The organism is Roseovarius roseus (assembly GCF_043355935.2).
Taxonomy (GTDB): Bacteria; Pseudomonadota; Alphaproteobacteria; order Rhodobacterales; family Rhodobacteraceae; genus Roseovarius; species Roseovarius roseus.
Genome location: NZ_JBHFPE020000016.1, coordinates 1 through 22,147, shown reverse-complemented (window position 1 = coordinate 22,147; position 22,147 = coordinate 1). Strand labels below are relative to the sequence as shown.

Below are 22,147 nucleotides of genomic sequence, written 5' to 3'. Positions count from 1 at the left end.
CCCCGCTGCAGTGCCTTATTGCTTCAGCTTCGTCCAGATGCGGTTGTAAAGATCCGTCACTTCCTGCGGGCAGGGCTTGACGAAATCGGGCGCTGGCGCATCCTCCGGCATGACGATTTCGGGCGCGCTTTTCATATCCTCGACCAAGAACTCCTCGCTGCCGGAAATGCCGTTGGCATAGCGGGCAAAGTTCGAGATCAGGGCCGCGTTTTCAGGGTCCATGATGAAGTTCATGAAAAGCTTGGCGTTTTCCATGTTGGGCGCTTCGGCCAGAACGGCCGCGTTGTCCATCCAGCCGGTAAAGCCCTCGACGGGATAGGCGTAGGCCAGTGTCGGGCGCTGTTCGCGGGCGCGCATGGCGGCACCGTTCCATGTCTGGCTGAGGTCCACATCACCCGAAGTCAATTTTTCGATAGTGGCGTAGTCCATCGTGCGCCAATGCTCTTTGGCGGACATGAGCAGCTCGGTGACGTCGCGCAATTCCTCGGTGTTGCTGTTGCAGCGGTCATAGCCGCGATATCGCAGGGCGGCGTTGATCACCTCGGGCATGTCGTTGAGCATGTTGATGCGGCCCTTCAACTCTTCCGGGGGCTCGAAGAGCAGCGACAGCGTGTCGATATCACCGTCATAAACTTCCTTGTCGACGGTGAAGGCGGTTGTGCCCCACTGCCACGGCACGGTGTAGTTGCGGCCCGGATCCCAATAGACATCGACCCATTTGGGATCCATGTTCGAGAAATTCTCCATCTCGTTGGGCTTCACTTCGGCCAGCAGGCCCTGCTCGATCATGATGGCGGCGGTGGAATCGCTGGGCACGACGATATCGTAGCCGGTATTGCCTTCGCGGACCTTGGCCAGCATGATTTCGTTGCTGTCATAGGCGTCTAGACTGACATCGACATCGAATTCCTTCTCGAATTTCTCGATCAACTCGGGATTGGTGTAGTTGCCCCAGTTGTAGATGTTCAGCTCGCCCTCGGCCCATGCGGGCCCGGCGAGGGCCACGGCGGCGGCAAGCGTCGCGGCCATGTGCTTGGTGGGTTTCGTCATTTTGGATATCCTCCGGTTGGTTGATTTGTCGCGGACCTTCATGTCCGCTTCTTGTTCCCGATCAGAAAGAAGATCGAGACCAGCACCACCGACAGCCCCAGAAGGACCGTCGAGACAGCGTTGATTTCAGGGGTGATGCCGCGCCGGATCTGGCCAAGGATATAGACCGGCAGCGTCGTCTCGCCCGGTCCGGCCACCAGCAGCGTGATGATCACGTCGTCGAGCGACACCACGAACGCCAGCATCGCCCCCGCCACGATGCCGGGCGCCATCAGCGGCATGGTGACCCGGCGAAAGACCTGGAAAGGTGTCGCGTAGAGGTCCGCCGCCGCCTGTTCCAGAGTCAGGTTCATATCCTCAAGCCGCGCGCGGATGGGCATATAGGCAAAGGGAATGCAGAACACCGTATGCGCCAGCATCAGGTATCCGATGCCGTTGACGCCCGTTGCCTGCTTGATGATGCCAAAAAGGGCCAGCGTGGCGACGGCGGTGACGATCTCGGGGACCATGAGGGGCTGGTTGATGACCGCATAGGCCAGCGTCTGGCCCTTGAAAGGGCGCACGCGCGTGGTGGCCAGCGCCGCCATCGTGGCAAAGGTGGTGGAAAAGACCATGGCCACCAGCGCCACCTGCAGGGAAATCATCGTGGCCTCGCGGACGCCGTCATTCTCGAATGCGGCCTTGTACCAGCGCAGGCTGAACTCGGTCCATTTCACGACCGAACGGTTGTCGTTGAACGAAAAGACGATCAGCACGACAATCGGCGCATAGAGAAAGAAGAGGCAGATCCAGGCCAGCGTGTCGAAGCCGGGCTGCTTGCGCAGATCCTTCATTCGGCGCTTTTTCGGCGCCACCGGATCGGGGCTGGCCACGGTTGCGGGGGTTTGCGCCTTATCAGCCATGTCCCTGTGCCTCCTTGCCCGAGTAGCGCACATAGATGATGAGCGAGACCATGACGACGACCATCAGGATCAGCGCCGCCGCCGAGCCGAAGGGCCAGTTCCGCGAGCCGGAGAATTGCAGCTCGATGAGATTGCCGATCATCAACTCCTTGCCGCCGCCTAGCAGGGTGGGGGTGATGTAGGCCCCGAGGCCGGGGATGAAGACCAGGATGCAGCCCGCCACGATGCCGGGTTTTGCCATCGGGATGATGACATGGCGCAGTACCTGGAACCGGCTGGCGTAAAGGTCATAGGCGGCCTCGACCAGCTTGAAATCCAGCTTTTCCAGCGATGCGTAGAGGGGCAGCACCATGAAGGGCAGGTAGCTGTAGATCAGGCCCGCGAAGATCGCGTAATCGGTATAGAGCATGCCGATGGGCCGGTCGGTGATGCCGGTCCACATGAGGCCCAGATTGATGAACCCCTCGTCCCGGATGATCAGCAGGATCGCGTAGGTGCGGATCAAGAGGTTGACCCAGAAGGGCAGCGTGATGAGGAATAGCCAGAAATTGCGTTGCTCCAGCGGCTTTGACGCGATGAAATACGCGGTCGGAAATCCGATGACGAGCGCGCCCACTGTCGCGCCGAAGGCCAGCCCGATGGAGCGGCCATAGATGCTGAGGTAAGTGCCCGAAAACTGCAGCGTGTCGTCAAAGATGTCGCGGTCGAACAGGAACTGCACATAGGCGTCGGTCGAGAATTCCCAAGTGACGCCGCCATAGGTGCCGGGGCTGAGAAACGAATAGATCAGCGTGATCGACAACGGGAAGATGCCGAAGCATCCGATGGCGATCAGGGCGGGCGCCAGAAGTTGCCAGCGGCGACGGCGCGCTGCGCCTTCTAGCTGCGCGCGCGCCTCGGCAAGGCGGGCATCGGTTTGGGCCGTGGTTTGCGTGGATGCGATATCGGCCATCAGTCCACCAGAACCTGAACGGCGTCCGGCACCGTCAGGCCCACATTCGCGCCGATCTCGGCATCTGTCTGGGCGCGCCGCACCATGACCTCGCCGCCGCCCTCAAGCTCCACATGCAGGTTATGGCCCGCGCCGAAATAGACGATATTGCTGACGCGGCCCTTCAGCGCCGCATCGGGGGAATCGGGTGCTGTCAGCCCCATATTCTCGGGGCGGATGGCGACCGAAACCTGCCCTTCGCGGGCCGCGCCCTCGGCCAGCAGCGCGCCCACCTGTTTGCCGCCGGGTAGGGTAACCTTGGCGCCGTTCTCGGCAAGATCGCCCTCCAGTATGTTGATGTCGCCGATGAAATCCGCGACGAAGCGACGGGCCGGATTGTTGTAGATCTCTTTCGGCGCGCCGACCTGCAGGATGGCACCGGACTTCATTACCGCGATGCGGTCCGACATGGTCAGCGCCTCTTCCTGGTCATGCGTGACAAAGACGAAGGTAATGCCCGTCTCGCTTTGCAGGCGCTTGAGTTCGATCTGCATTTCCTTGCGCAGCTTGAGGTCCAGCGCCGACAAAGGCTCGTCCAGAAGCAGAACCTTGGGGCGCGGCGCAAGCGCGCGGGCCAGCGCCACGCGCTGCTGTTGCCCGCCCGAGAGCTGATCGGTGCGGCGGCCGGCCAGATGCTCCATCTGGACCAGCGCCAGCATGCGGTCGGTCGCCTCCTTGATCTCGGATTTGGGGCGGCCCTGCATTTCGAGGCCAAAGCCGATATTGCGCGCCACGCTCATATGCGGAAAGAGCGCGTAGGACTGGAAAACGGTGTTCACCGGGCGCTTGTAGGGCGGCAAATGCCCGATTTCCTGCCCGTCCAGCAGGATCTGGCCACCATCCGGCAACTCGAACCCCGCGATGAGGCGCAAGAGCGTGGTCTTGCCGCAGCCCGAGGGGCCCAGCAGCGTGAAGAACTCGTTCTTGCGGATATCGACCGAGACATCGTCAAGCGCGGTGATTTTCCCGGCGCCCTGACCGAAGGTCTTGGTCACGTGCTCGGCGTGAATCATCACGTCGTCTGCGTCTCTTTGCGTATTGCCCCCGGCTGGTGCCTGCTGTCCCATGCGGCGTCTTTCCCTTTATTTATTGGCCCGCAGCACGATTCCATGCCGCCAGCGTTTTCCAAGACTAGGACCGCGCAGGTCAAAAGGTAAAGGCCCCTTGTGGCGGCAATGCCGCCCCGCGGCACGCTGGGACGCGCGGCGAGGGGTATTTACCCCGGCGCGGTCATGGCACAGATTGGCCGCAGGACGGTGGGCGCGGCCCGCCTGGTGGCGAAAAGGGGACCGACATGGCGCAGCAAGCGGATCTGATAATCCTGAATGGCAAGGTTCTGACAATGAACTCAAAGCATCCCCGCGCCGAGGCAGTGGCGCTGTCGGGCGGTGCGATTCTGGCGGTGGGCAGCACCGAGGATATCCGCCAGATGGCCACCCCCGGCGCGCAGGTGATTGATGCGGGCGGGGGCACGGTGATGCCCGGCTTCATCGACAGCCATGTGCATCTGTTTCAGGGCTCTGCCGCGCTGGAATTCATGGCGATGGAGGGGGTGACGACGGCCGAGAATGCCGCCCGCACCATCCGCGCCTATGCCGAGGCCAACCCGGACGAGCCGATGATCCTGGGCACCAGCACGATCTACGGGCTGATGGATGGCCGCAACCCGACGCGCCATGATCTGGATGCCATCCTGCCGGATCGCCCGCTGGCGCTGCTGGCGCCCGATATTCACACACTTTGGGCGAACACGATGGCGCTGCGGCAGGCGGGCCTTTTGCATGGGGGGCGCGTGCCCGAGGGCAGCGTGATCGTGATGGAGGCAGGCGGCAATGCCACGGGCGAGTTGCAGGAAACGGGTGCCTTTGGCCCGGTGCTGAAGCTGAGCCGCACGGGCGGGCGCGACATGCTGGGCTATGTCACCGGCGCCGAGCCCGAGCCGCCCGCGACGGAGGCCGAGCGCGCCGCCGACCGCCGCCTGATCGCCAAGGGCCTCGCCCATGCGGCCAGCCACGGCATCACGACGATGCATAACATGGACGGCAACTTCTACCAGTTGGAACTGCTTAGCGATCTGGAGGCGTCGGGCGATCTGAAATGCCGGATGCAGGTGCCGTTCCACCTGAAGAATTACGATCCGCTAGAGCGGCTGGAGGAGGCGGCCGAGATGCACCGCCGCTGGACCGGCGACTGGGTCTGGTCCGGGCGGGTCAAGATGTTCATGGACGGGGTGATCGACACGCGCACCGCCCTGATGACGCGGCCCTATCCGGGCACGGATACGGTCGGCGAGCCTGTGTTCGAGCCCGAGCATTTCAACGAGGCGTGCCGGCGCATTGACGCCATGGGGTTGCAGATCAGCGTGCATTCCATCGGTGATTTGGCAACGCGCCGGACGCTCGATGGCTATGCCGCGGCGCGCCGCGCCAACGGCCGGCGCGATGCGCGCCACCGGATCGAGCATATCGAGGTGATTCATCCCGATGATCTGCCCCGCCTCAAGGAGCTCGAGGTCGTCGCCTCGCTCCAGCCGCGCCATTCGGCGCTGGGCGATTATTTCCCACTGATCCCGCAGGGCACGATCCTGCATGATGACCAATATCCCTACGCCTTCGCGTGGCAGCGCATCCGCGATACCGGCACGCCGGTCATCTTCTCGACCGACTGGCCGGTCATCCCGGTGGATCCGATGCGCAACATTCAATGCGCCGTGGCGCCCCTGCAGCCGGGCAAGCCGTGGGACGTGCGCCCGCAAAGCCTGATGGACACGCTCCTGTCCTATACGAGGGCGAATGCCTGGGTGGAATTCAACGAGGGCCGAAAGGGTCAGCTGATCCCCGGCCAGATGGGCGACGTGGTGGTTATGGACCGCGATCTTGAGGCCCTCGCACCCGAGGAGATCCACAGCGCCCGGGCGGCGGTCACGATCTGCGGCGGCGCGATCACTTATCGCGCCTGACCGTCAGTGCAGCGGTTGATGGGCGAGGATCATCAGGTTGTTCGCCGGCATCGGCAGTGGCGTCATTGGGTGCAGGCCCACATCGCGCATCCAGTGCAGGACCGCGGCCGAATCCTTGTAGCCGATTTCGGGGTCGCTGGCGCGCAGGCTGGCGTCGAAGTCCGCATCGTTGGTCGAGACGGCACGCCCCTCGCGTAGGAAGGGGCCGTATAGGGCGAAAAGGCCGCCGGGCCGCAGCGCCTTGGCGACTTCGTGCAGCAGGATATGCGCCTCGGCCTCGCTGATGAGGTGCAGAAGATTGACCAGCACGATCATGTCCTGCCCCTTGTGCTGCGCCCCCCATCCGGTTGCAGTGGCGTCCAGTTCGATCGCGGGGCGGATATTCGACGTGGTAGCCCAGGCGTCGATGCTGGCCCGGCGGTCCGGGTCGATATCGCTGGGCTGCCATTCGATATGGGGCAGGTGGGCGGCAAAGGCGATGACATGCTGCCCGGTGCCACTGGCCAGCTCCAGCGCGCGGCCCTCATGCGGGCCATGCACCGCCAGCATTTCGGCGATCACCGGCGCGTTGCGCATGGCCGAAGGGGCGGTCAGGCGCGCACCGGTATCGGGCTCGGCAATCGAGGCGGTCGGGGGCAGCTGGGTGCGGTGGGGCATGGTCATATCCTTCGGCTCACGCGCGCAGAGTGACAAGAAAACGCGCCCGTGTCACGCAGAGGATGACGCCGGATCAGACGGCGCTCATCCGCAGCAAGTCCTCTGGCGGTGCGCGCGGCGCTCGCCTAAGGTACGGCCATGACCAGTCCCCACCGATTCATCCACCTGCGCGTTCACAGCGAATATTCCCTGCTCGAAGGCGCCATTCGCCTCAAGAAGCTGCCGGGCCTTTGCATCGATGCGGGGATGCCCGCCGTGGCCGTGACGGACACGAACAACATGTTCGCCGCGCTCGAATTCGCCGTCTCGGCGGCCGGGGCGGGCATCCAGCCGATCATGGGCTGCCAGATCGACGTCGAATACGTCGAGACCGCGCCGGGCGAGCGGACCGCCGCGCCCGCGCCCATCGTTCTGCTGGCCCAGAACGAGGAGGGGTATGAGCATCTGATGAAGCTCAACTCCTGCCTCTACCTGCGCGGCGACGGATCGCTGCCGCATGTGACGCGCATGGAGCTGGCCGAGAATTCGGGCGGCCTGATTTGCCTCACTGGCGGGCCGGATGGCCCAATCGGGCGGCTGCTGCGCGCCGGGCAGCGCGACGCTGCCGAGGCGATGATGCGCCAGCTGGCCGAGATCTATGGCGACCGCCTCTATGTTGAGTTGCAGCGCCATCCGGGCGAGGACGGCCTGCCCGAGGCCGAAGCGCTGAGCGAGCGCGGCCATGTGGAAATGGCCTATGTGATGGAGTTGCCGCTGGTCGCGACCAATGATGTCTATTTCCCCAAATCCGAGATGTATGAGGCGCATGACGCCATGCTCTGCGTGGCGGAAGGCAGCTATGTGGACCAGTCCGCGCCGCGCCGCCGCCTGACACCCCAGCATAATTTCAAGACCCCGGGGGAGATGGCGACCCTTTTCGCCGATCTGCCCGAGGCGATTGAGAATACGGTGGAAATTGCCCGCCGCTGCGCCTTTGCCGCGTATCGCCGCGATCCGATCCTGCCCAGATTCGCCGATGACGAGGTGGACGAGCTGCGACGCCAGGCCAAGGAAGGGCTGGCCGCGCGGCTGGCCGTGATCCCCCATGCGGTGAGCGTCGAGGAATATGAAAAGCGGCTGGAATTCGAGCTGGGCATCATCGAGGGCATGGGGTTCCCCGGCTACTTCCTGATCGTTGCCGACTTCATCAAATGGGGCAAGGACCGCGACATTCCTGTGGGGCCGGGCCGTGGCTCGGGTGCGGGCAGCCTCGTCGCCTACGCGCTGACCATCACCGACCTCGATCCACTGCGGTATAGCCTCCTGTTCGAGCGGTTCCTGAACCCCGAGCGGGTCAGCATGCCCGATTTCGACATCGACTTCTGCATGGATCGCCGCGAGGAAGTGATCCAGTACGTGCAGGAGAAATACGGCCGCGACCGCGTGGGTCAGATCATCACCTTCGGCGCCCTTCTGTCCAAGGCCGCGGTGCGCGATATCGGCCGCGTCTTGCAGATGCCCTACGGGCAGGTGGACCGCCTGTCCAAGATGATCCCCGTCGAGGGCGTGAAGCCCGTCAGCATCGAACAGGCGCTGATCCAGGAGGAGCGCCTGCGCGAGGAGGCCCGCAACGAGGAGGTCGTGGACCGGCTGCTGAAATACGGCATGCAGGTTGAAGGCCTCTTGCGCAACGCATCAACCCACGCGGCGGGCGTTGTGATCGGGGATCGGCCGCTGGACGAGCTGGTGCCGCTCTATCAGGACCCCCGCTCGGACATGCCAGCGACCCAGTTTAACATGAAATGGGTCGAGCAGGCGGGTCTGGTCAAATTCGACTTTCTGGGCCTGAAAACCCTGACGGTCATCCAGAACGCCATTCAGCAGATTCACGGCGAGGGCCGCGATCTGCATGTCGCCGCAGATGGCAGCGCGATTTACGAGCCGTTCGAGGGCGCCGAAAACGATATCGGGCAGATCCCGCTGGATGATGCCAAGACCTACGCGCTTTATGCCCGCGCCAAGACGGTCGCGGTGTTCCAGGTGGAAAGCTCGGGTATGATGGACGCGCTCAAGCGCATGAAGCCGGACTGCATCGAGGATATCATCGCGCTCGTCGCGCTCTACCGGCCTGGCCCGATGGAGAACATCCCGAAATTCTGCGAGGTCAAGAACGGTCTCAGCGAGCGGGATACGCTGCACAAATCCATCGACCACATCCTGGACGAGACGCAGGGCATCATCGTCTACCAGGAACAGGTGATGCAGATCGCGCAGGAGATGGCGGGATACAGCCTTGGCGGTGCCGATCTTTTGCGCCGCGCGATGGGCAAGAAGATCCAGGCCGCGATGGACGAGGAGCGCCCAAAATTCATCAAGGGCGCCAAGGAGAACGGCGTCGATGACGCCAAGGCGCTGGAGGTCTGGAACCTTCTGGATAAATTCGCCAATTACGGTTTCAACAAATCGCATGCGGCGGCCTATGCTGTGGTCAGCTACCAGACCGCGTGGCTCAAGGCGAACCACCCGACCGAGTTCATGGCCGGGGTGATGAATTGCGATATCCACCTCACGGACAAGCTGGCCGTCTATTTCGAGGAAGTGAAAAAGGGGCTGGAGCTCAACTGGGCGCCGCCTTGCGTCAACCGCTCGGACGCGCAATTCGTGGTCCGGGAGGGCGTGCTACATTATGGCCTCGGCGCGCTGAAGAATGTGGGCGTCGAGGCGATGAAGCTGATCGTCGAAGGGCGCGAGCAGAAGCCCTTTGCCACGCTCTACGATTTCGCCCGCCGCGTGGACATCAAGCGGATCGGCAAGCGGCCCTTGGAAATGCTGGCCCGCTCAGGCGCTTTTGATGAGATCGACCGCAACCGCCGCCGCGTCTTCGACGCGATCGAGCCGCTGATGAATTACTCGGCTGCGATCCACGATCAGAAGAATTCCGCGCAGGTCTCGCTTTTCGGTGAGGCGGGCGAGGACCTGCCCGAGCCGCGCCTGCCCCCGGTCGATGACTGGCTGCCCGCCGAGCGGCTTACCGAGGAATTCAAGGCCGTCGGCTTCTACCTTTCGGGCCATCCGCTGGACGACTACATGGCGGCCCTCAAGCGCAAGCAGGTCAGGACACTTGACGAGGTGATGGTTCAGGCCGCCCGCGCGCCTTGCGTGGTCAAGATGGCCGGTGTCGTCGCGGGCCGGCAGGAGCGGAAATCAGCGCGCGGCAACCGCTTTGCCTTTGTCCAGCTGAGCGATACGACGGGCGGTTATGAGGTCACCATGTTCTCGGAAACGCTGGAGAAATCCCGCGAGCATATCGAGACGGGCGCGCAGGTCGTCATCACCGCCGAGGCGACGATGGAGGCTGAGCAGCTGAAACTTCTGGCGCGATCGGTCGCGCCCATCGACGGCGTTGTCGCGGATGCGGGTAGCCTTGGGCTGATGATCTTTGTCGAGGAGCCGGGGGCCGTCGCGTCGGTCGCGCGGGTGCTGGACGGCGCGGCGCAGGCCGCCAAGGCGGCGCGCCCGGGCCCGATCCGCTTCTGCCTCATGGCCGACGGCCTGCCCGGCGAGGTCGAATTGTCTGCCGGACGTGACTACCCGGTGACGCCCCAGATCAAGGGCGCGATCAAGAGCCTCGACGGCGTGATGGATGTGCAGGACCTTTGAGGCGTGGGACAGGCCATGGAGATGACGCGGCATGACGTGATCTATGGCCGCGCCTCGCTGGGCGGCGTGAAGGTGGATCTGCCGGCCACCCTCTTTCTCCCGAACAACGGCACGTCAGAGGCGCCGCCGCTTTTTGTCTGGTTTCATGCCGGCGCGTTCAAATTCGGCAGCCACGACATGAAAATCGCACGGAGGCTGGGCCGCCGCCTGACGAAGGCGGGGATTGCCGTTGCGTCCGTCGGGTATCGGCTGCGCGCGACCGAGGCGGATCTTTCGGACCAGGTGCGCGCACATCTGGAGGCTTTGCAGGCGGAGCGGGCAAATCTGATCCGCCCCGGCCTCTGCGAGGCGCGCTCGCTCGCGGCATTGGAAGATGGTCTGATGTTCCTCGACTGGGCCTCGGCTGAGGGCGTCCGCTATGGCTGGGGACCGGCGCTCGTAGCTGGCGGCGCGTCGGCGGGCGGGCTGACGGCCTTCAATCTGGCCTTTTCGCCACCTGCGCTGGGCCTTCCGGCGGCGCGGCTGAACGGGGTGTTCGCCAGTTCGGGCGGGTACAACTACCCCGCGTTAGTGGCTGGAAATGATCGGATGATCGCGCTTGCCCAGCACGATCCGGGGGATTCGCGTGTTTCGGTCAAGGGCGTGCGCATGCTCAAGCGCAAGATGGGCGATCGCATGACATTGCTCGAGAGGCCGGGAATGCTGCATGGTCATCTGGAACTTCATCCGGATGAGAAACCCGCCGCCACCTTCGAACGCCTCGCCGACTTCATCCACAAAGCTGCGCGCGTCTGAGCAACGTGCCAAACGCCTGCCCAAGCATCACCAATGAGGGGGCGGCCTGTCCTGAAAGGTCGCTTGGCCGCCGCCATCCGTCTCGCGCTCGGCCTCGCGGCGCATCAGCATCTCGACCCGGCGGGTGAGAACGGCGATTTCGGCATCCTGCCGCGCGACCGTATCCGACAGATCGTCGACGGCGCGGGTGAGGTGGGCGATCTGTTCTTCGAGCTGTTCCATGAGGCCGGTTTGGCCCGCGCCGCGCGCCGCGTCAAGCGCTGCGCCCGGTGCGGAGGCATCGCCAGTGAGTATTTCGCCAAGGTGAAGCATGGGCGGAGGCGCGTCCCTTGCCGCCGTTCGGTGCTTGGGCTAGACCGCGCGGCAAGTCATGCGACCTCCGGGAGACGATGAGATGGCCAAGCAGAAAAAGACGCCGCGCCCCAAGGCGCAGACGCCGAAGGGCTTTCGCGATTACTTCGGCGCAGAGGTGACGCGCCGCGCCGCCATGCTGGAGGCCATCGCGCGTGTCTATCATCACTACGGCTTTGATGCGCTGGACAGCTCGGCCGTCGAGACGGTCGAGGCGCTGGGCAAGTTCCTGCCCGATGTGGAGCGCCCCAATGCGGGTGTTTTCGCGTGGCAGGAGGATGACGGCGAGAAGCCGGGCGACTGGCTGGCGCTGCGTTACGACCTGACGGCGCCGCTGGCGCGGGTCTATGCCCAGCACAAGGAGGATCTGCCGACGCCCTATCGCCGCTATGCGATGGGGCCGGTCTGGCGCAACGAAAAGCCCGGTCCGGGGCGGTTTCGCCAGTTTTATCAGTGCGATGCGGATACGGTGGGCGCGCCTTCGGTTGCCGCGGATGCCGAGATCTGCGCCATGCTGGCCGATTGCCTCGAGACCGTCGGGATCGCGCGCGGCGACTATGTGGTGCGGGTGAATAACCGCAAGGTTCTGAACGGCGTGCTCGAGGTGATGGGGCTGGATGATCAGCATCAGCGCGATGCGGTTTTGCGCACGATCGACAAATTCGACAAGGTCGGCAGCGACGGCGTGCGCCAGCTATTGGGCAAGGGGCGGCTGGATGCATCGGGCGCGTATATCGACGGCGTGGGGCTGAGCGAGGCGCAGGCCGAGCCGGTGATCGCGTTTCTGACCTCGAAAGGGGCGGATGCGGCGGCGACCTTGGCAAATCTGCGGGCGGCTGTCGAAGGATCGGCCATCGGGGCCGAGGGTGTGGACGAACTGGAGGAGATCGCGGCGCTGGTTGGCGCGCAGGGGTATGGGCCGGACCGGATCGAGATTGATCCCAGCGTTGTGCGCGGTCTTGGCTACTATACCGGCCCGGTCTACGAGGCCGAGCTGACCTTCGATATCCTCGACGAGGATGGCAACAAGCGCCAGTTCGGCAGTGTGGCCGGGGGCGGGCGGTATGATGACCTCGTCAAGCGTTTCACCGGGCAGGCGGTGCCTGCGACTGGCGTCAGCATCGGAGTGGACCGGCTCTTGGCGGCGCTGGCTGCGCGCGGGCAGGATTCGGGCGAGGCCGCCGGCCCTGTCGTCGTCACCGTGATGGACCGCGCCCGCATGGCCGATTACCAAGCCATGGTCGGTGAATTGCGCGCCGCGGGCATCCGCGCCGAGGTCTATCTGGGCAATCCCAAGAATTTCGGCAACCAGCTGAAATACGCGGACAAACGCCATAGCCCCGTTGCCATCATCGAGGGCGCGGACGAGCAGGCGGCAGGCGTGGTGCAAATCAAGGACCTGGTGCTGGGCGCGCAGATCGCCGAGAGCGCGACGCTGGAAGAGTGGAAAGAGCGGCCCAGCCAGTTTGAGGTGCCGCGCTCTGACATGGTGGCCAAGGTGCGCGAAATCCTCGAAGGGCCCGGCTCGTGAGCGATCTGGCCGAGCAGCCAAGCCGCGCCGCGATCCGCGCCGAGGCGGCACGCCTGCGCGCCATCTTCGAAGCGGCTGGGGCCGAGGTGGTCGAAACCTCGATCCTGCAGCCCGCCGAGGTTCTGCTGGACCTCTACGGCGAAGACATCCGCGCGCGCGCCTACGTCACTTCCGATCCGCTGAAGGGCGAGCAGATGCTGCGCCCGGACTTCACCGTTCCCGTCGTCCAGATGCATATGGAGAGCGGGGCCGAGCCGGCGCGCTATACCTATTCGGGCGAGGTTTTTCGCCGGCAGGAGGATGATCCGCGCCGCGCCAGTGAGTATTTCCAGGTGGGCTACGAGGTCATGGGCGCCGCCGCCCCGGCCGAGGCGGATGCCGAGGTGTTCGCACTGATGCAGGGTATGCTGGCGCCGCTGGGCCTGACGCCTGCGACGGGCGATATCGGTATCTTGATGGCTGCGATCGAGGGCCTTGGAACGACCGAGGCGCGCAAGGCCGCGCTGCGCCGCCATGTCTGGCGACCGCGCCGGTTTCGCGCATTGATCGACCGTTTTTCGGGCCGCGCGCCTGTGCCGGCCAGCCGGGCGGCGCTGTTGGCCGCCGACGATCCGATGGCCAATGCGGGCCCGCTGATCGGGCTGCGCAGCGAGGCCGAGATTGCGGCGCGCATCGAGGCCTTGCGCGCGGATGCTGAGGCAGAGCCCATCGCCGAGGGGGAGGTTGAGCTCTTGTCCGCCATGCTGGCGGTGCGCGAGACATGCCCCAATGCGCTGGAGCGGTTGCGGGACCTGGCAGTCGACATGCCGTCGATCAGCGGGGCCGTCGCCGCGCTGGCCGCCCGGCTCGAGGCGCTGGACGCACGGGGCATCGACGTGGCGACCCTGCCGTTCGAGACGTCGTATGGCCGCACGCAGATGGAGTATTACGACGGGTTCGTCTTTGGCTTTACCAGCGAGGCGCATCCCGACCTGCCGCCTGTCGCCTCGGGCGGGCGCTATGATGCGCTGACCCGGCGACTGGGCAAGGGGCGCCAGATGCCGGCAGTGGGCGGCGTGATCCGCCCCGGCCTGGTGGCGCGGCTGGCGCAATTTGGGGGAGGTGCGGCATGAGCGTGCGTCTGGGCGTGCCGTCCAAGGGGCGGCTGATGGAAAAGACCTTTGACTGGTTCGGCGCGCGCGGTGTGACGCTGGGCCGGACCGGGTCCGAGCGCGAATATGCGGGCGTGGTCGAAGGGGCGGGCGATGTCGAGCTGGTCCTGCTTTCGGCGGGCGAGATCCCGCGCGAACTGGCCGCCGGGCGCATCCATCTGGGCGTGACGGGCACCGATCTGGTGCGCGAGAACCTGGCCCAGTGGGAAACCCGCGTCGAGCCGTTGGCCGAGCTGGGGTTTGGCCATGCTGATCTGGTGCTGGCGGTTCCGCAGGCCTGGGTCGATGTGGGCACGCTGGATGATCTGGACGCGGTCGCTTCGGCCTTTCGCGCGGCGCACGGGCACCGCCTGCGCATCGCGACCAAGTATCACCGCCTGATCCGTGATTTCCTGCGCGAGCATGGCGTGGCCGATTACCGGCTGGTCGACAGCCAGGGCGCGACCGAGGGCACCGTCAAGAACGAGACCGCCGAGGCGATTGCCGATATCACCTCGACCGGCGACACGCTGCGCGCCAACCATCTGAAAATGCTGGAGGATGGGGTGGTTCTGCGCAGTCAGGCCACGCTGTTCCGGGCGCGCCGCGCCGAGCTGAGCGACGAGGAGCGCCGGACGATGGCCACGCTGCTGGCCAAGCTGGGCGTTGATTGATCCGCTAAGAGGCTCGGGCAGGAGCGGACTTCAATGCCGCAAATGAAAACGCGCGACCCGGATAGGGCCGCGCGTTTCTTTGTGCACCGGAGTGCCGGGCCATTGGCCCGGCAGCCAGATCAGAAGCGGAACGTCGCGCGGACCTGCGCGGTGGTTGCTTCGGCATCGGTGTTCGGAACGGTGTTGAAGCCGTCGAACTCGTGGTACAGAACTTCGCCACCGACCGAGATGTTCTCGGTCACGAGATGCTCGTAGCCGGCGCCGACAAAGTAGCCGTCTTCGTCGCCAATGGTCTGGATGTCAGCGTTTGCATAACCACCGGTTGCATAAAGCAGACCGTTGCCCAGCTTGTAACCGCCGCGCAGCTTGGCGCGCCAGATGCGGTCGACGTCCGAGTTTGCAACGCCCAAGTCGATATCGGTCCAGTCGTAGTCGAGGCCGGCGCCGATGACCCAGTCGCCCAGATCGTAGTCGTAACCAGCGGTCAGACCGCCGATGAGGCCGTCGCCGTCAACACCAGCAACGTTGGTGTCGATGTCTGCGTAGCCCAGCTGGCCACCAGCGTAGAAGCCGGTCCAGTTGGGCGACGTGAAAACAGGCGCCGGTGCCGGTGCGATGACGGGCTCCATGGGTGCGGGCTCGATGTTGCCTGCGAATGCGGTACCAGCCAGCAGGGCCGACGCTGCAGCTGCGGAGAGCAGATATTTCATAATGTAATCCTTTCGTTGTTCGGACGCACCGACCCTGTGCCGGTTACGCGCCTCATAAGCCCCTATTTAGGATTGGCTTACCGGATGCAACGGCGCGCTGCGGTGGATGGTTTCAAGAAAATGTGATTTTGATCGGCGGTAAACGGCCCAGTTCAATTCGTCTCGAGTCGCACGGTGATTCAAAAGGGCAATTTATTGAGAAAAAAAGCGGGTTAAGCCCTGTTTTCGTTAGGCGAAACCGCGCCAGTTTCCGTGATCGGGCTTGAGATTTCGCACATGCGGATTGTCGCGACTGTTGCTGTTACAGCACACCGATGTCCGACAGCGCGGCGCTCAGGGCAGGCGGAAGAGTGTCTTCGCCGAGGCGCGAGTCGGTCAGATCGGCGGGCGCGTCGGCACCCGGCAAATACCGCCAGCCCTGAAACGGACGCTTCAACGCGGTGCCGGTGCGCACGATCTGTGGGTCAAGCACGATGGCACAGCGGCGAATGCCGTCTGCGCCGATCACCTCGTCGAGGCGCAGGATTCTTTGGCGGCATTGCAGCACGCCCTGGATGACCCAGTAGATCGAGCCGCCATCCAGCAACTCCGCCTCCCGCTTGGGCCACATGCGGGTGATGTGGCGCGGCAGACCGTCCTCGCCGCGCGCACGGCGCGAGGTTTGCCAGGTGCTCAGGCTCTCGACACTTTCGGTGCCGACGCTGAGCTTGATCAGGTTGAGGGAGGTGGGTTTCATGGAGTGAAGTTTAGGGCGCGGTCCGCGAGCATTCAATGCCAATGGCGTTCCTATGAAGGCGCATCACCCGAAGAGAGACAAGCAGGGGCTGCGCTGCTCCAACACGCAGGCCCAAGCTCTTGCGTCGGATTCGGTTACTGCCCCAAGGACAGGTAGTCTCACATGGTGAGGAGCGTTGACCGGACATACCCTCGCGCCTATTGTGGCGGTCCGCATCCCGACCCCTTTTCGCCGACCTGCCGGAGTTCATCGCCATGAGCCGTTTTGCCGCCCCTATTTCTGAACAGATCTGGAACATGAAGTACCGCTTCGTTCCCGAGGAGGGAGAGGGCGATGGTTGTGTCGAGGAAAGCTGGCGCCGTGTCGCGCGCGCCTTGGCCGCGCCCGAGGCAAAGCCGGATCTGTGGGAAGAGAAGTTCTACGCCGCGCTGGAGGATTTCAAGTTCCTGCCTGCCGGGCGGATCGCGGCGGGGGCAGGGACCGGGCGCAAGGTGACGCTGTTCAACTGCTTTGTGATGGGCACCGTGCCCGACGATATGGGCGGCATTTTCGACGCGCTGCGCGAGGCGGCGCTGACCATGCAGCAGGGCGGCGGGATCGGATACGATTTCTCGACCATTCGCCCGCGCGGCGCCGTGGTCAAGGGCGTGGGCGCCGATGCCAGCGGGCCGCTGAGCTTCATGGATGTGTGGGATGCGATGTGCCGCACCATCATGAGCGCCGGCTCGCGCCGGGGCGCGATGATGGCGACGATGCGCTGCGATCACCCCGATATCGAGGATTTCATCGCCGCCAAGAGCGACTCGGCTCGGCTGCGCAACTTCAACCTCAGCGTTCTGGTCACCGATCCCTTCATGGCCGCGGTAGAGGCCGATGCCGCGTGGGATCTGGAATTCGGCGGCCGCGTCTACCACACCATTCCCGCGCGCGATCTGTGGAACCGGATCATGCAGGCAACCTATGACTATGCCGAGCCGGGCGTGATCTTCATCGATCGGATCAATCAGGCCAATAACCTCGCCTATTGCGAGACGATCGCCGCGACCAACCCCTGCGGCGAGCAGCCCCTGCCGCCCTATGGCGCCTGCCTGTTGGGCAGCATCAACATGGCGCGGCTGGTCAGCGATCCCTTCGGCGACGGCGCTGGGCTGGACGAGGCCGCGCTGTCGGAGCTTGTGGCCGTCGCCGTGCGCATGATGGACAATGTCGTCGATGCCAGCCAGTTCCCGCTGGAGCAGCAGGCGGCCGAAGCGCAGGCGAAACGCCGGATCGGCCTTGGCGTGACCGGGCTGGCCGATGCGCTGCTGATGGTCGGGCTGCGCTACGGCTCGGAAGAGGCGGCAGCGCAAACCGAGGCGTGGCTGAAGGCCATCGCGCGGGCGGCCTACCTTGCATCGGTCGATCTGGCCAAGGAAAAGGGTGCCTTTCCGCTCTTCGACAAGGACGCCTACCTTGCCAGCGGCACGATGCAGGGCATGGACCCGGATGTGCGCGACGCCGTGGCCAAGCATGGCATCCGCAACGCCCTGCTGACCTCCATCGCGCCCACCGGCACGATCAGCCTCTATGCCGGGAATGTCAGCAGCGGGATCGAGCCGGTCTTTGCCTATAGCTATACCCGCAAGGTGCTGCAGAAGGACGGCACGCGGACCGAAGAAGAGGTGGTCGATTACGCCGTGCAGATGTGGCGTGACCGCTTTGGCGATGCCGAACTGCCCGACTATTTCGTCAACGCCCAGACGCTGGCGCCCGCAGACCATGTGCGCATGCAGGCCGCGGCGCAGAAATGGGTCGACAGCAGCATCTCCAAGACGATCAACTGCCCCGAGGACATCAGTTTCGACGCGTTCAAGGATGTCTACATGCAGGCGTGGGAAAGCGGCTGCAAAGGTTGCACCACCTACCGGCCCAATGATGTGACCGGCTCGGTCCTCAGCGTCAGCGAAACCGCCGATGTCGCCCCGGGCGAGGCGCCCGGACAGGCCCAGTCGCAATCGGGGGACGGGGCCGAGGTGGTCTACATGTCCGATCCGCTGGACCGCCCGACCGAGCTGGAGGGCATGACCTACAAGCTGAAATGGCCCGATAGCAGCCATGCCATCTACATCACGGTCAACGATGTCCTTCTGGGCGGGCATCGCCGCCCGTTCGAAGTCTTCATCAACTCCAAGAACATGGAGCATTACGCCTGGACGGTGGCCCTGACGCGCATGATCTCGGCCGTGTTCCGGCGCGGCGGCGACGTGTCCTTCGTCGTGGAAGAGCTGAAGGCGGTGTTCGACCCGCGGGGCGGCGCCTGGATGCAGGGCAAATACGTGCCGTCGATCCTCGCGGCCATCGGTGGCATCCTCGAGCAGCATATGGTTCGTACCGGCTTCATGGCGGGCGAGGGGTTGGGCCTCAAATCAGACCCGACTGCCCAGGTCGTCAATCTCGGCAATGGCCGCGGCGGCGCCTGCCCCAGCTGCGGCGACTTCGCGATGCGTATGGTCGAAGGCTGCATGACCTGCGCCAGCTGCGGTTATTCCAAGTGCGGGTGAGGCTCTAGCGGCTTCGACTATTCTGACTACCGATTAATGGCCATCGGCCGGGTTGAAATGGCCATCTCGCAAGCAAAAAGGGTCAATCGGGCGGAAGCGTCCGATTTTCCCGTTTTTCGACCCCATTTCAGGCGTGCGAAGGTTCGAAGCAGTCTTGAGGGATATGGGGCGGGAAACAGCATGGTCCAAACCATTTCTTGGATTTTCCCAGTGGTGGCCAGTTTCGGCTCTTGGCAGCGTGAGAAACAGATAGGCCGGAATTACGTTGCGATAAAAAGAATTCGCCAGCGGCATAAGGCTGCTGTGGTGTAGAGGTAGGAGCCCCGATCGGGTTTTGCACCACCTTTTGGCCGATAAGAGGCTCTTCGATGTGTCGCATACGGAGCCTGCTGTCGGATGTGCTTCACGGATAGGTTCAAATTCTAAGGCCGAGACTGCGCGCAGGCGCTCGGGGGAAAACAAAAAAAGGGCGGCAGATGCCGCCCTTCCGGATAGTTGATTTTGGTGACTTCATTCAGACAACGCGGGCCTGCCAGGCTCGACTTAGACCCGGGCATAGGATTGTAGAGTCTCGTGTCTGGTATGAATGTGCCTGCAATTTGGAAAACCGAAAACTGCGGCGCCACTATCGCGGATTTCATCGCTCAGGGCGCGGAAAGCCTCCTGAGCCAGCGGCGTCAATTCCATCTGGGTGCTTGTCGGACAGCATCGCCGCATGTCGGCGATCCGCCTGTCGCTCTGACCGTGATGGCGGCCGAACAAAAGAAACAACGGTCTTACGAATACCCGACAAAGCCAGAGCCTGACGTGAATGATAGCTTTTAGCAGACTTATGTGGTGTTCGTCATCTGGTTAGAGGCCGCGCCCCCGGTCAGGGACGCAGCGAATGCAAATGTCAGCCGGTATTCCGGAACCGAGCAACAAGCTCACTCAGCCGCGCGCCATGCCAACGTGCGGCCTCGGCCGCGTAGAAATTCCACTCGCGGCCGAGGAGGTCGAGCTCCGATGGCGCCTGTCTTGCGAGAAACCGCTCGATCTCGCGCAGTGGCGCTTCGACTTTCGCGGCGTCGGGGGAAGCGGTATCGAGGGCCGCATAGAGATCGCAGAGCGCATCGATACCGCTTGGCTCATCAATGATGTCGAGCAGATTGCACAAACTGCTTCCGTGCTGGCGGAGGTGCTTCTGCGTATCGCTCATCAATGCATTGACTGGCGCAGTCGGGTTGGTCGGGATCGTGTAAAGCATGTCTGTCTCCTCTGCATGCTGGGTCAGTTGCGGGATTCGCCGTTTCAGTCGGCGTCAAAATCCATGCATGCGGAGAGTTGGCAGGTGTGTGGTTCAGGCTCCTTTTACGGGGTGGGGCGTTAATGGGTTATGTGTGCTGGTATTCGGGACATTGGTCGATCGCCAAGATCAAGAAGGAAAAAGTTGCGGATTGATGAACTTTATCTTCAAGGGCGTTGCCTGCACCGTCATGAAGAGCCACAACGGTGCAGGCGCTTTCTCATGCCTCCTGATTTTCTTTCTCGCCGATCAGCTGAGCATTGCGCAGTGCCTCTTGTAAGCTATCGGCCAGGAGGCAGACCTCTGAAACGGCAGAATCTTCTGGATCCAGCAGGGCGAAACATGCAGCCTCTTCACGATCGTCGTCATGCACATGTTCGAGAAAAAGAACACCGCGCAAGTCGAGCAAAAGCCGCCGCATCCGGCGCGTGAGTGGGCCGGGCTGGTCCAGGCCGTCGCTCAGGGCATTGATGAGCCTCGCGCCTCGGCGACCGGCCAGCAGAACCGCTGCATGGCCAAGCGCATCGCTGTTTTCCTTGAGGAATTCGCGCAACTTCGTTTCGCGGTCGCTACTGGTGCCAGTAGCCGCATTGAGAATGGTCCGATCTTGAAACATAGTACCTCCGTTGGGTGCTTGGGTGATCCGGGCTTCGTCCCAGGGTCAAAAGATTCGGAGGTTCTTGTCGTTGCCAGCCGCTGTGTTTCGCGCCTCCTTGAGAGGGCGCGAAGATCAGTGGGTGGGAACGGCTTTTTACGTGTCCTTTCGTACTATGCGTGTCTCGCATGTTTTGCTTGTCAAAGAAGACATTGGCCAAATCGCGCAAAGGCGAAATAATTTCTGAAATTTTTTAAGAAGGCATCTTAACGGCTCAAAATTGCGATCGATGCGTCAGCAGTGTTGCCACACGATCGATGCAATCGGCCCATAACGGATGAGGTGGGTGGCTCCTGCTCCACCGGCATCGAATGTGTGCCAAAGTGCAGTTGTTGTTGACTGCTAGGAAAGGAGCCACCCAATGACAGTTAAGACAATCGGCCTGGATTTGGCCAAGGATGTTTTTGAAGTTCACGGTATTTCTGAGAACGGACGCGTGATCTTCAACAAGGCAATCAAGCGGGCGAAGCTTTTGGCGTTCTTTGAAACCTTGCCGCCTTGCACTGTCGGGATGGAAGCTTGCGGATCAGCTCACCATTGGGGTCGCACGTTACGCAGGCTCGGCCACGATGTCAGGCTGATGCCTGCGAACTACGTGAAGCCCTACGTCAAACGTGGAAAGACAGATGCGGTTGATGCTGAAGCGATTTGCGAGGCAGTCAGGCGTCCGACGATGCGATTTGTCGAGATCAAAACTGAGGATCAACAGGCGGTCCTGTCGATCCATCGCACCCGCGATCTGGCTGTCCGGCAGCGCACCCAAATGGCCAACATGATACGCAGCTTACTACGCGAGTTTGGGCATATTCTGCCGATTGGGATTGAGGCGGTCACAGCGTTCGCCAAGCGCCATCTGGATGGAGATCACCCGGACATGCCGGATATCGCAAACGGCATGCTCGGCATGCAGTGCTATCAGTTCATTGGCTTGAACGAGCGTATTGCGGGTTACACGAAGATGATCGAGCAGCATGCGATGCTGAGCACAGACGCACGCCGACTGATGCGCATGCCTGGCATCGGACCGATCACAGCCTCAGCGATTGTCGCCACGATCGGGGACGCAAAACAGTTCCGCACAGGGCGCGATCTGGCGGCCTGGCTCGGACTGACTCCTCTCAACAAATCCAGCGGCGGCAAGGAACGTCTGGGCAAGATCACGAAGCAGGGTGATCGCTACATTCGCAAACTGCTGGTCGTGGGCATGACGTCTCGCGCTGTCATGGCGAAACGTTCGCCAGAGAAAGTCGATCTCTGGACGGCGAAGATCATCGCAGACAAACCATTCAGATTGGCAACAACCGCCATGGCCAACAAGGCCGCTCGGGCCATCTGGGCGATGCTCACGAAGAAACAGGAATACCGGCAGCCTGCGTTCTAACCGCGCCGACTGCCCACGAGATGCAAGACGTTGAAGTGATGATGCGGAAATAAGTCAACCAAGAGCAAGGACACTCCGGGAATGGGGAGTGTCATGAACTTTGTGTATCTGGCCCGGTCCATGCGGTTTCAGATATTCAAGCGTCGAAGCGCTCGCTAAAC

The 22,147-nt window shown here is 63.1% G+C and carries 18 protein-coding genes; 8 read left to right on the top strand and 10 right to left on the bottom strand.

What is annotated here, in order from left to right:
* Nucleotides 1–15: 15 nt before the first annotated feature.
* The 4 genes from ACEWPL_RS16955 to ACEWPL_RS16940 all read right to left on the bottom strand — a co-directional run bounded on the left by ACEWPL_RS16955 (nt 16) and on the right by ACEWPL_RS16940 (nt 3,956).
* Nucleotides 16–1,050 (bottom strand): extracellular solute-binding protein, encoded by a 1,035-nt coding sequence (locus tag ACEWPL_RS16955; protein WP_393929555.1) that lies wholly within the window; start codon nt 1,048–1,050, stop codon nt 16–18.
* Between the two features lie 38 nt (nt 1,051–1,088).
* Nucleotides 1,089–1,883: an ABC transporter permease gene (locus ACEWPL_RS16950; RefSeq protein ID WP_393929608.1), complete on the bottom strand. Its 795-nt coding sequence runs from the start codon at nt 1,881–1,883 to the stop codon at nt 1,089–1,091.
* A 61-nt stretch (nt 1,884–1,944) separates the two neighbouring features.
* Nucleotides 1,945–2,904, bottom strand: coding sequence for an ABC transporter permease (locus ACEWPL_RS16945; RefSeq protein ID WP_393929553.1), 960 nt, complete (start codon nt 2,902–2,904; stop codon nt 1,945–1,947).
* Nucleotides 2,904–3,956 (bottom strand): ABC transporter ATP-binding protein, encoded by a 1,053-nt coding sequence (locus tag ACEWPL_RS16940; RefSeq protein WP_393929606.1) that lies wholly within the window; start codon nt 3,954–3,956, stop codon nt 2,904–2,906. The genes ACEWPL_RS16945 and ACEWPL_RS16940 overlap by 1 nt, the downstream gene beginning before the upstream one ends.
* Before the next feature lie 281 nt (nt 3,957–4,237).
* Here ACEWPL_RS16940 and ACEWPL_RS16935 point away from each other — a divergent pair, with 281 nt between their 5' ends.
* Nucleotides 4,238–5,902, top strand: coding sequence for an amidohydrolase (locus ACEWPL_RS16935; protein ID WP_393929551.1), 1,665 nt, complete (start codon nt 4,238–4,240; stop codon nt 5,900–5,902).
* Between the two features lie 3 nt (nt 5,903–5,905).
* Here the strand turns inward: ACEWPL_RS16935 and ACEWPL_RS16930 are convergent, their stop codons facing one another.
* Complete coding sequence (locus tag ACEWPL_RS16930) at nt 5,906–6,559, bottom strand: DUF938 domain-containing protein (RefSeq protein ID WP_393929549.1); 654 nt, start codon at nt 6,557–6,559, stop codon at nt 5,906–5,908.
* Between the two features lie 138 nt (nt 6,560–6,697).
* Here ACEWPL_RS16930 and dnaE point away from each other — a divergent pair, with 138 nt between their 5' ends.
* Together dnaE and ACEWPL_RS16920 are read left to right on the top strand one after the other, a co-directional pair.
* Nucleotides 6,698–10,198 carry a DNA polymerase III subunit alpha gene (dnaE, locus tag ACEWPL_RS16925; RefSeq protein ID WP_393929547.1) on the top strand — a complete coding sequence of 1,167 codons (3,501 nt, stop codon included), beginning with the start codon at nt 6,698–6,700 and terminating at the stop codon, nt 10,196–10,198.
* A 3-nt stretch (nt 10,199–10,201) separates the two neighbouring features.
* Nucleotides 10,202–10,993, top strand: coding sequence for an alpha/beta hydrolase (locus ACEWPL_RS16920; protein WP_393929545.1), 792 nt, complete (start codon nt 10,202–10,204; stop codon nt 10,991–10,993).
* Between the two features lie 27 nt (nt 10,994–11,020).
* Here the strand turns inward: ACEWPL_RS16920 and ACEWPL_RS16915 are convergent, their stop codons facing one another.
* Nucleotides 11,021–11,305, bottom strand: coding sequence for a SlyX family protein (locus ACEWPL_RS16915; protein ID WP_393929543.1), 285 nt, complete (start codon nt 11,303–11,305; stop codon nt 11,021–11,023).
* A gap of 82 nt (nt 11,306–11,387) precedes the next feature.
* Here ACEWPL_RS16915 and hisS point away from each other — a divergent pair, with 82 nt between their 5' ends.
* The 3 genes from hisS to hisG are packed head-to-tail and all read left to right on the top strand — an operon-like array spanning nt 11,388 to nt 14,679.
* Nucleotides 11,388–12,875, top strand: a complete 1,488-nt coding sequence (hisS, locus tag ACEWPL_RS16910; RefSeq protein ID WP_393929541.1) for a histidine--tRNA ligase — start codon at nt 11,388–11,390, stop codon at nt 12,873–12,875.
* Nucleotides 12,872–13,987, top strand: coding sequence for an ATP phosphoribosyltransferase regulatory subunit (locus ACEWPL_RS16905; RefSeq protein WP_393929539.1), 1,116 nt, complete (start codon nt 12,872–12,874; stop codon nt 13,985–13,987). The genes hisS and ACEWPL_RS16905 overlap by 4 nt, the downstream gene beginning before the upstream one ends.
* Complete coding sequence (hisG, locus tag ACEWPL_RS16900; RefSeq protein ID WP_393929537.1) at nt 13,984–14,679, top strand: ATP phosphoribosyltransferase; 696 nt, start codon at nt 13,984–13,986, stop codon at nt 14,677–14,679. The genes ACEWPL_RS16905 and hisG overlap by 4 nt, the downstream gene beginning before the upstream one ends.
* Nucleotides 14,680–14,798: 119 nt before the next feature.
* Here the strand turns inward: hisG and ACEWPL_RS16895 are convergent, their stop codons facing one another.
* Together ACEWPL_RS16895 and ACEWPL_RS16890 are read right to left on the bottom strand one after the other, a co-directional pair.
* Nucleotides 14,799–15,389, bottom strand: coding sequence for an outer membrane protein (locus ACEWPL_RS16895; RefSeq protein WP_393929535.1), 591 nt, complete (start codon nt 15,387–15,389; stop codon nt 14,799–14,801).
* A gap of 301 nt (nt 15,390–15,690) precedes the next feature.
* A complete protein-coding gene (locus tag ACEWPL_RS16890) occupies nt 15,691–16,125 on the bottom strand; it encodes a DUF1489 family protein (protein WP_393929533.1) in 435 nt (144 codons plus the stop codon).
* A gap of 254 nt (nt 16,126–16,379) precedes the next feature.
* On the opposite strand from ACEWPL_RS16890, the gene ACEWPL_RS16885 reads away from it, so the two are divergent.
* A complete protein-coding gene (locus tag ACEWPL_RS16885) occupies nt 16,380–18,665 on the top strand; it encodes an adenosylcobalamin-dependent ribonucleoside-diphosphate reductase (RefSeq protein WP_393929531.1) in 2,286 nt (761 codons plus the stop codon).
* Between the two features lie 895 nt (nt 18,666–19,560).
* Here the strand turns inward: ACEWPL_RS16885 and ACEWPL_RS16880 are convergent.
* Nucleotides 19,561–19,911: a hypothetical protein gene (locus tag ACEWPL_RS16880; RefSeq protein WP_393929527.1), complete on the bottom strand. Its 351-nt coding sequence runs from the start codon at nt 19,909–19,911 to the stop codon at nt 19,561–19,563.
* A 259-nt stretch (nt 19,912–20,170) separates the two neighbouring features.
* A complete protein-coding gene (locus ACEWPL_RS16875) occupies nt 20,171–20,566 on the bottom strand; it encodes a hypothetical protein (protein WP_393929525.1) in 396 nt (131 codons plus the stop codon).
* 400 nt (nt 20,567–20,966) lie between these two features.
* On the opposite strand from ACEWPL_RS16875, the gene ACEWPL_RS16870 reads away from it, so the two are divergent.
* Complete coding sequence (locus tag ACEWPL_RS16870) at nt 20,967–21,986, top strand: IS110 family RNA-guided transposase (protein WP_393929523.1); 1,020 nt, start codon at nt 20,967–20,969, stop codon at nt 21,984–21,986.
* The last annotated feature ends 161 nt before the right edge of the window (nt 21,987–22,147 follow it).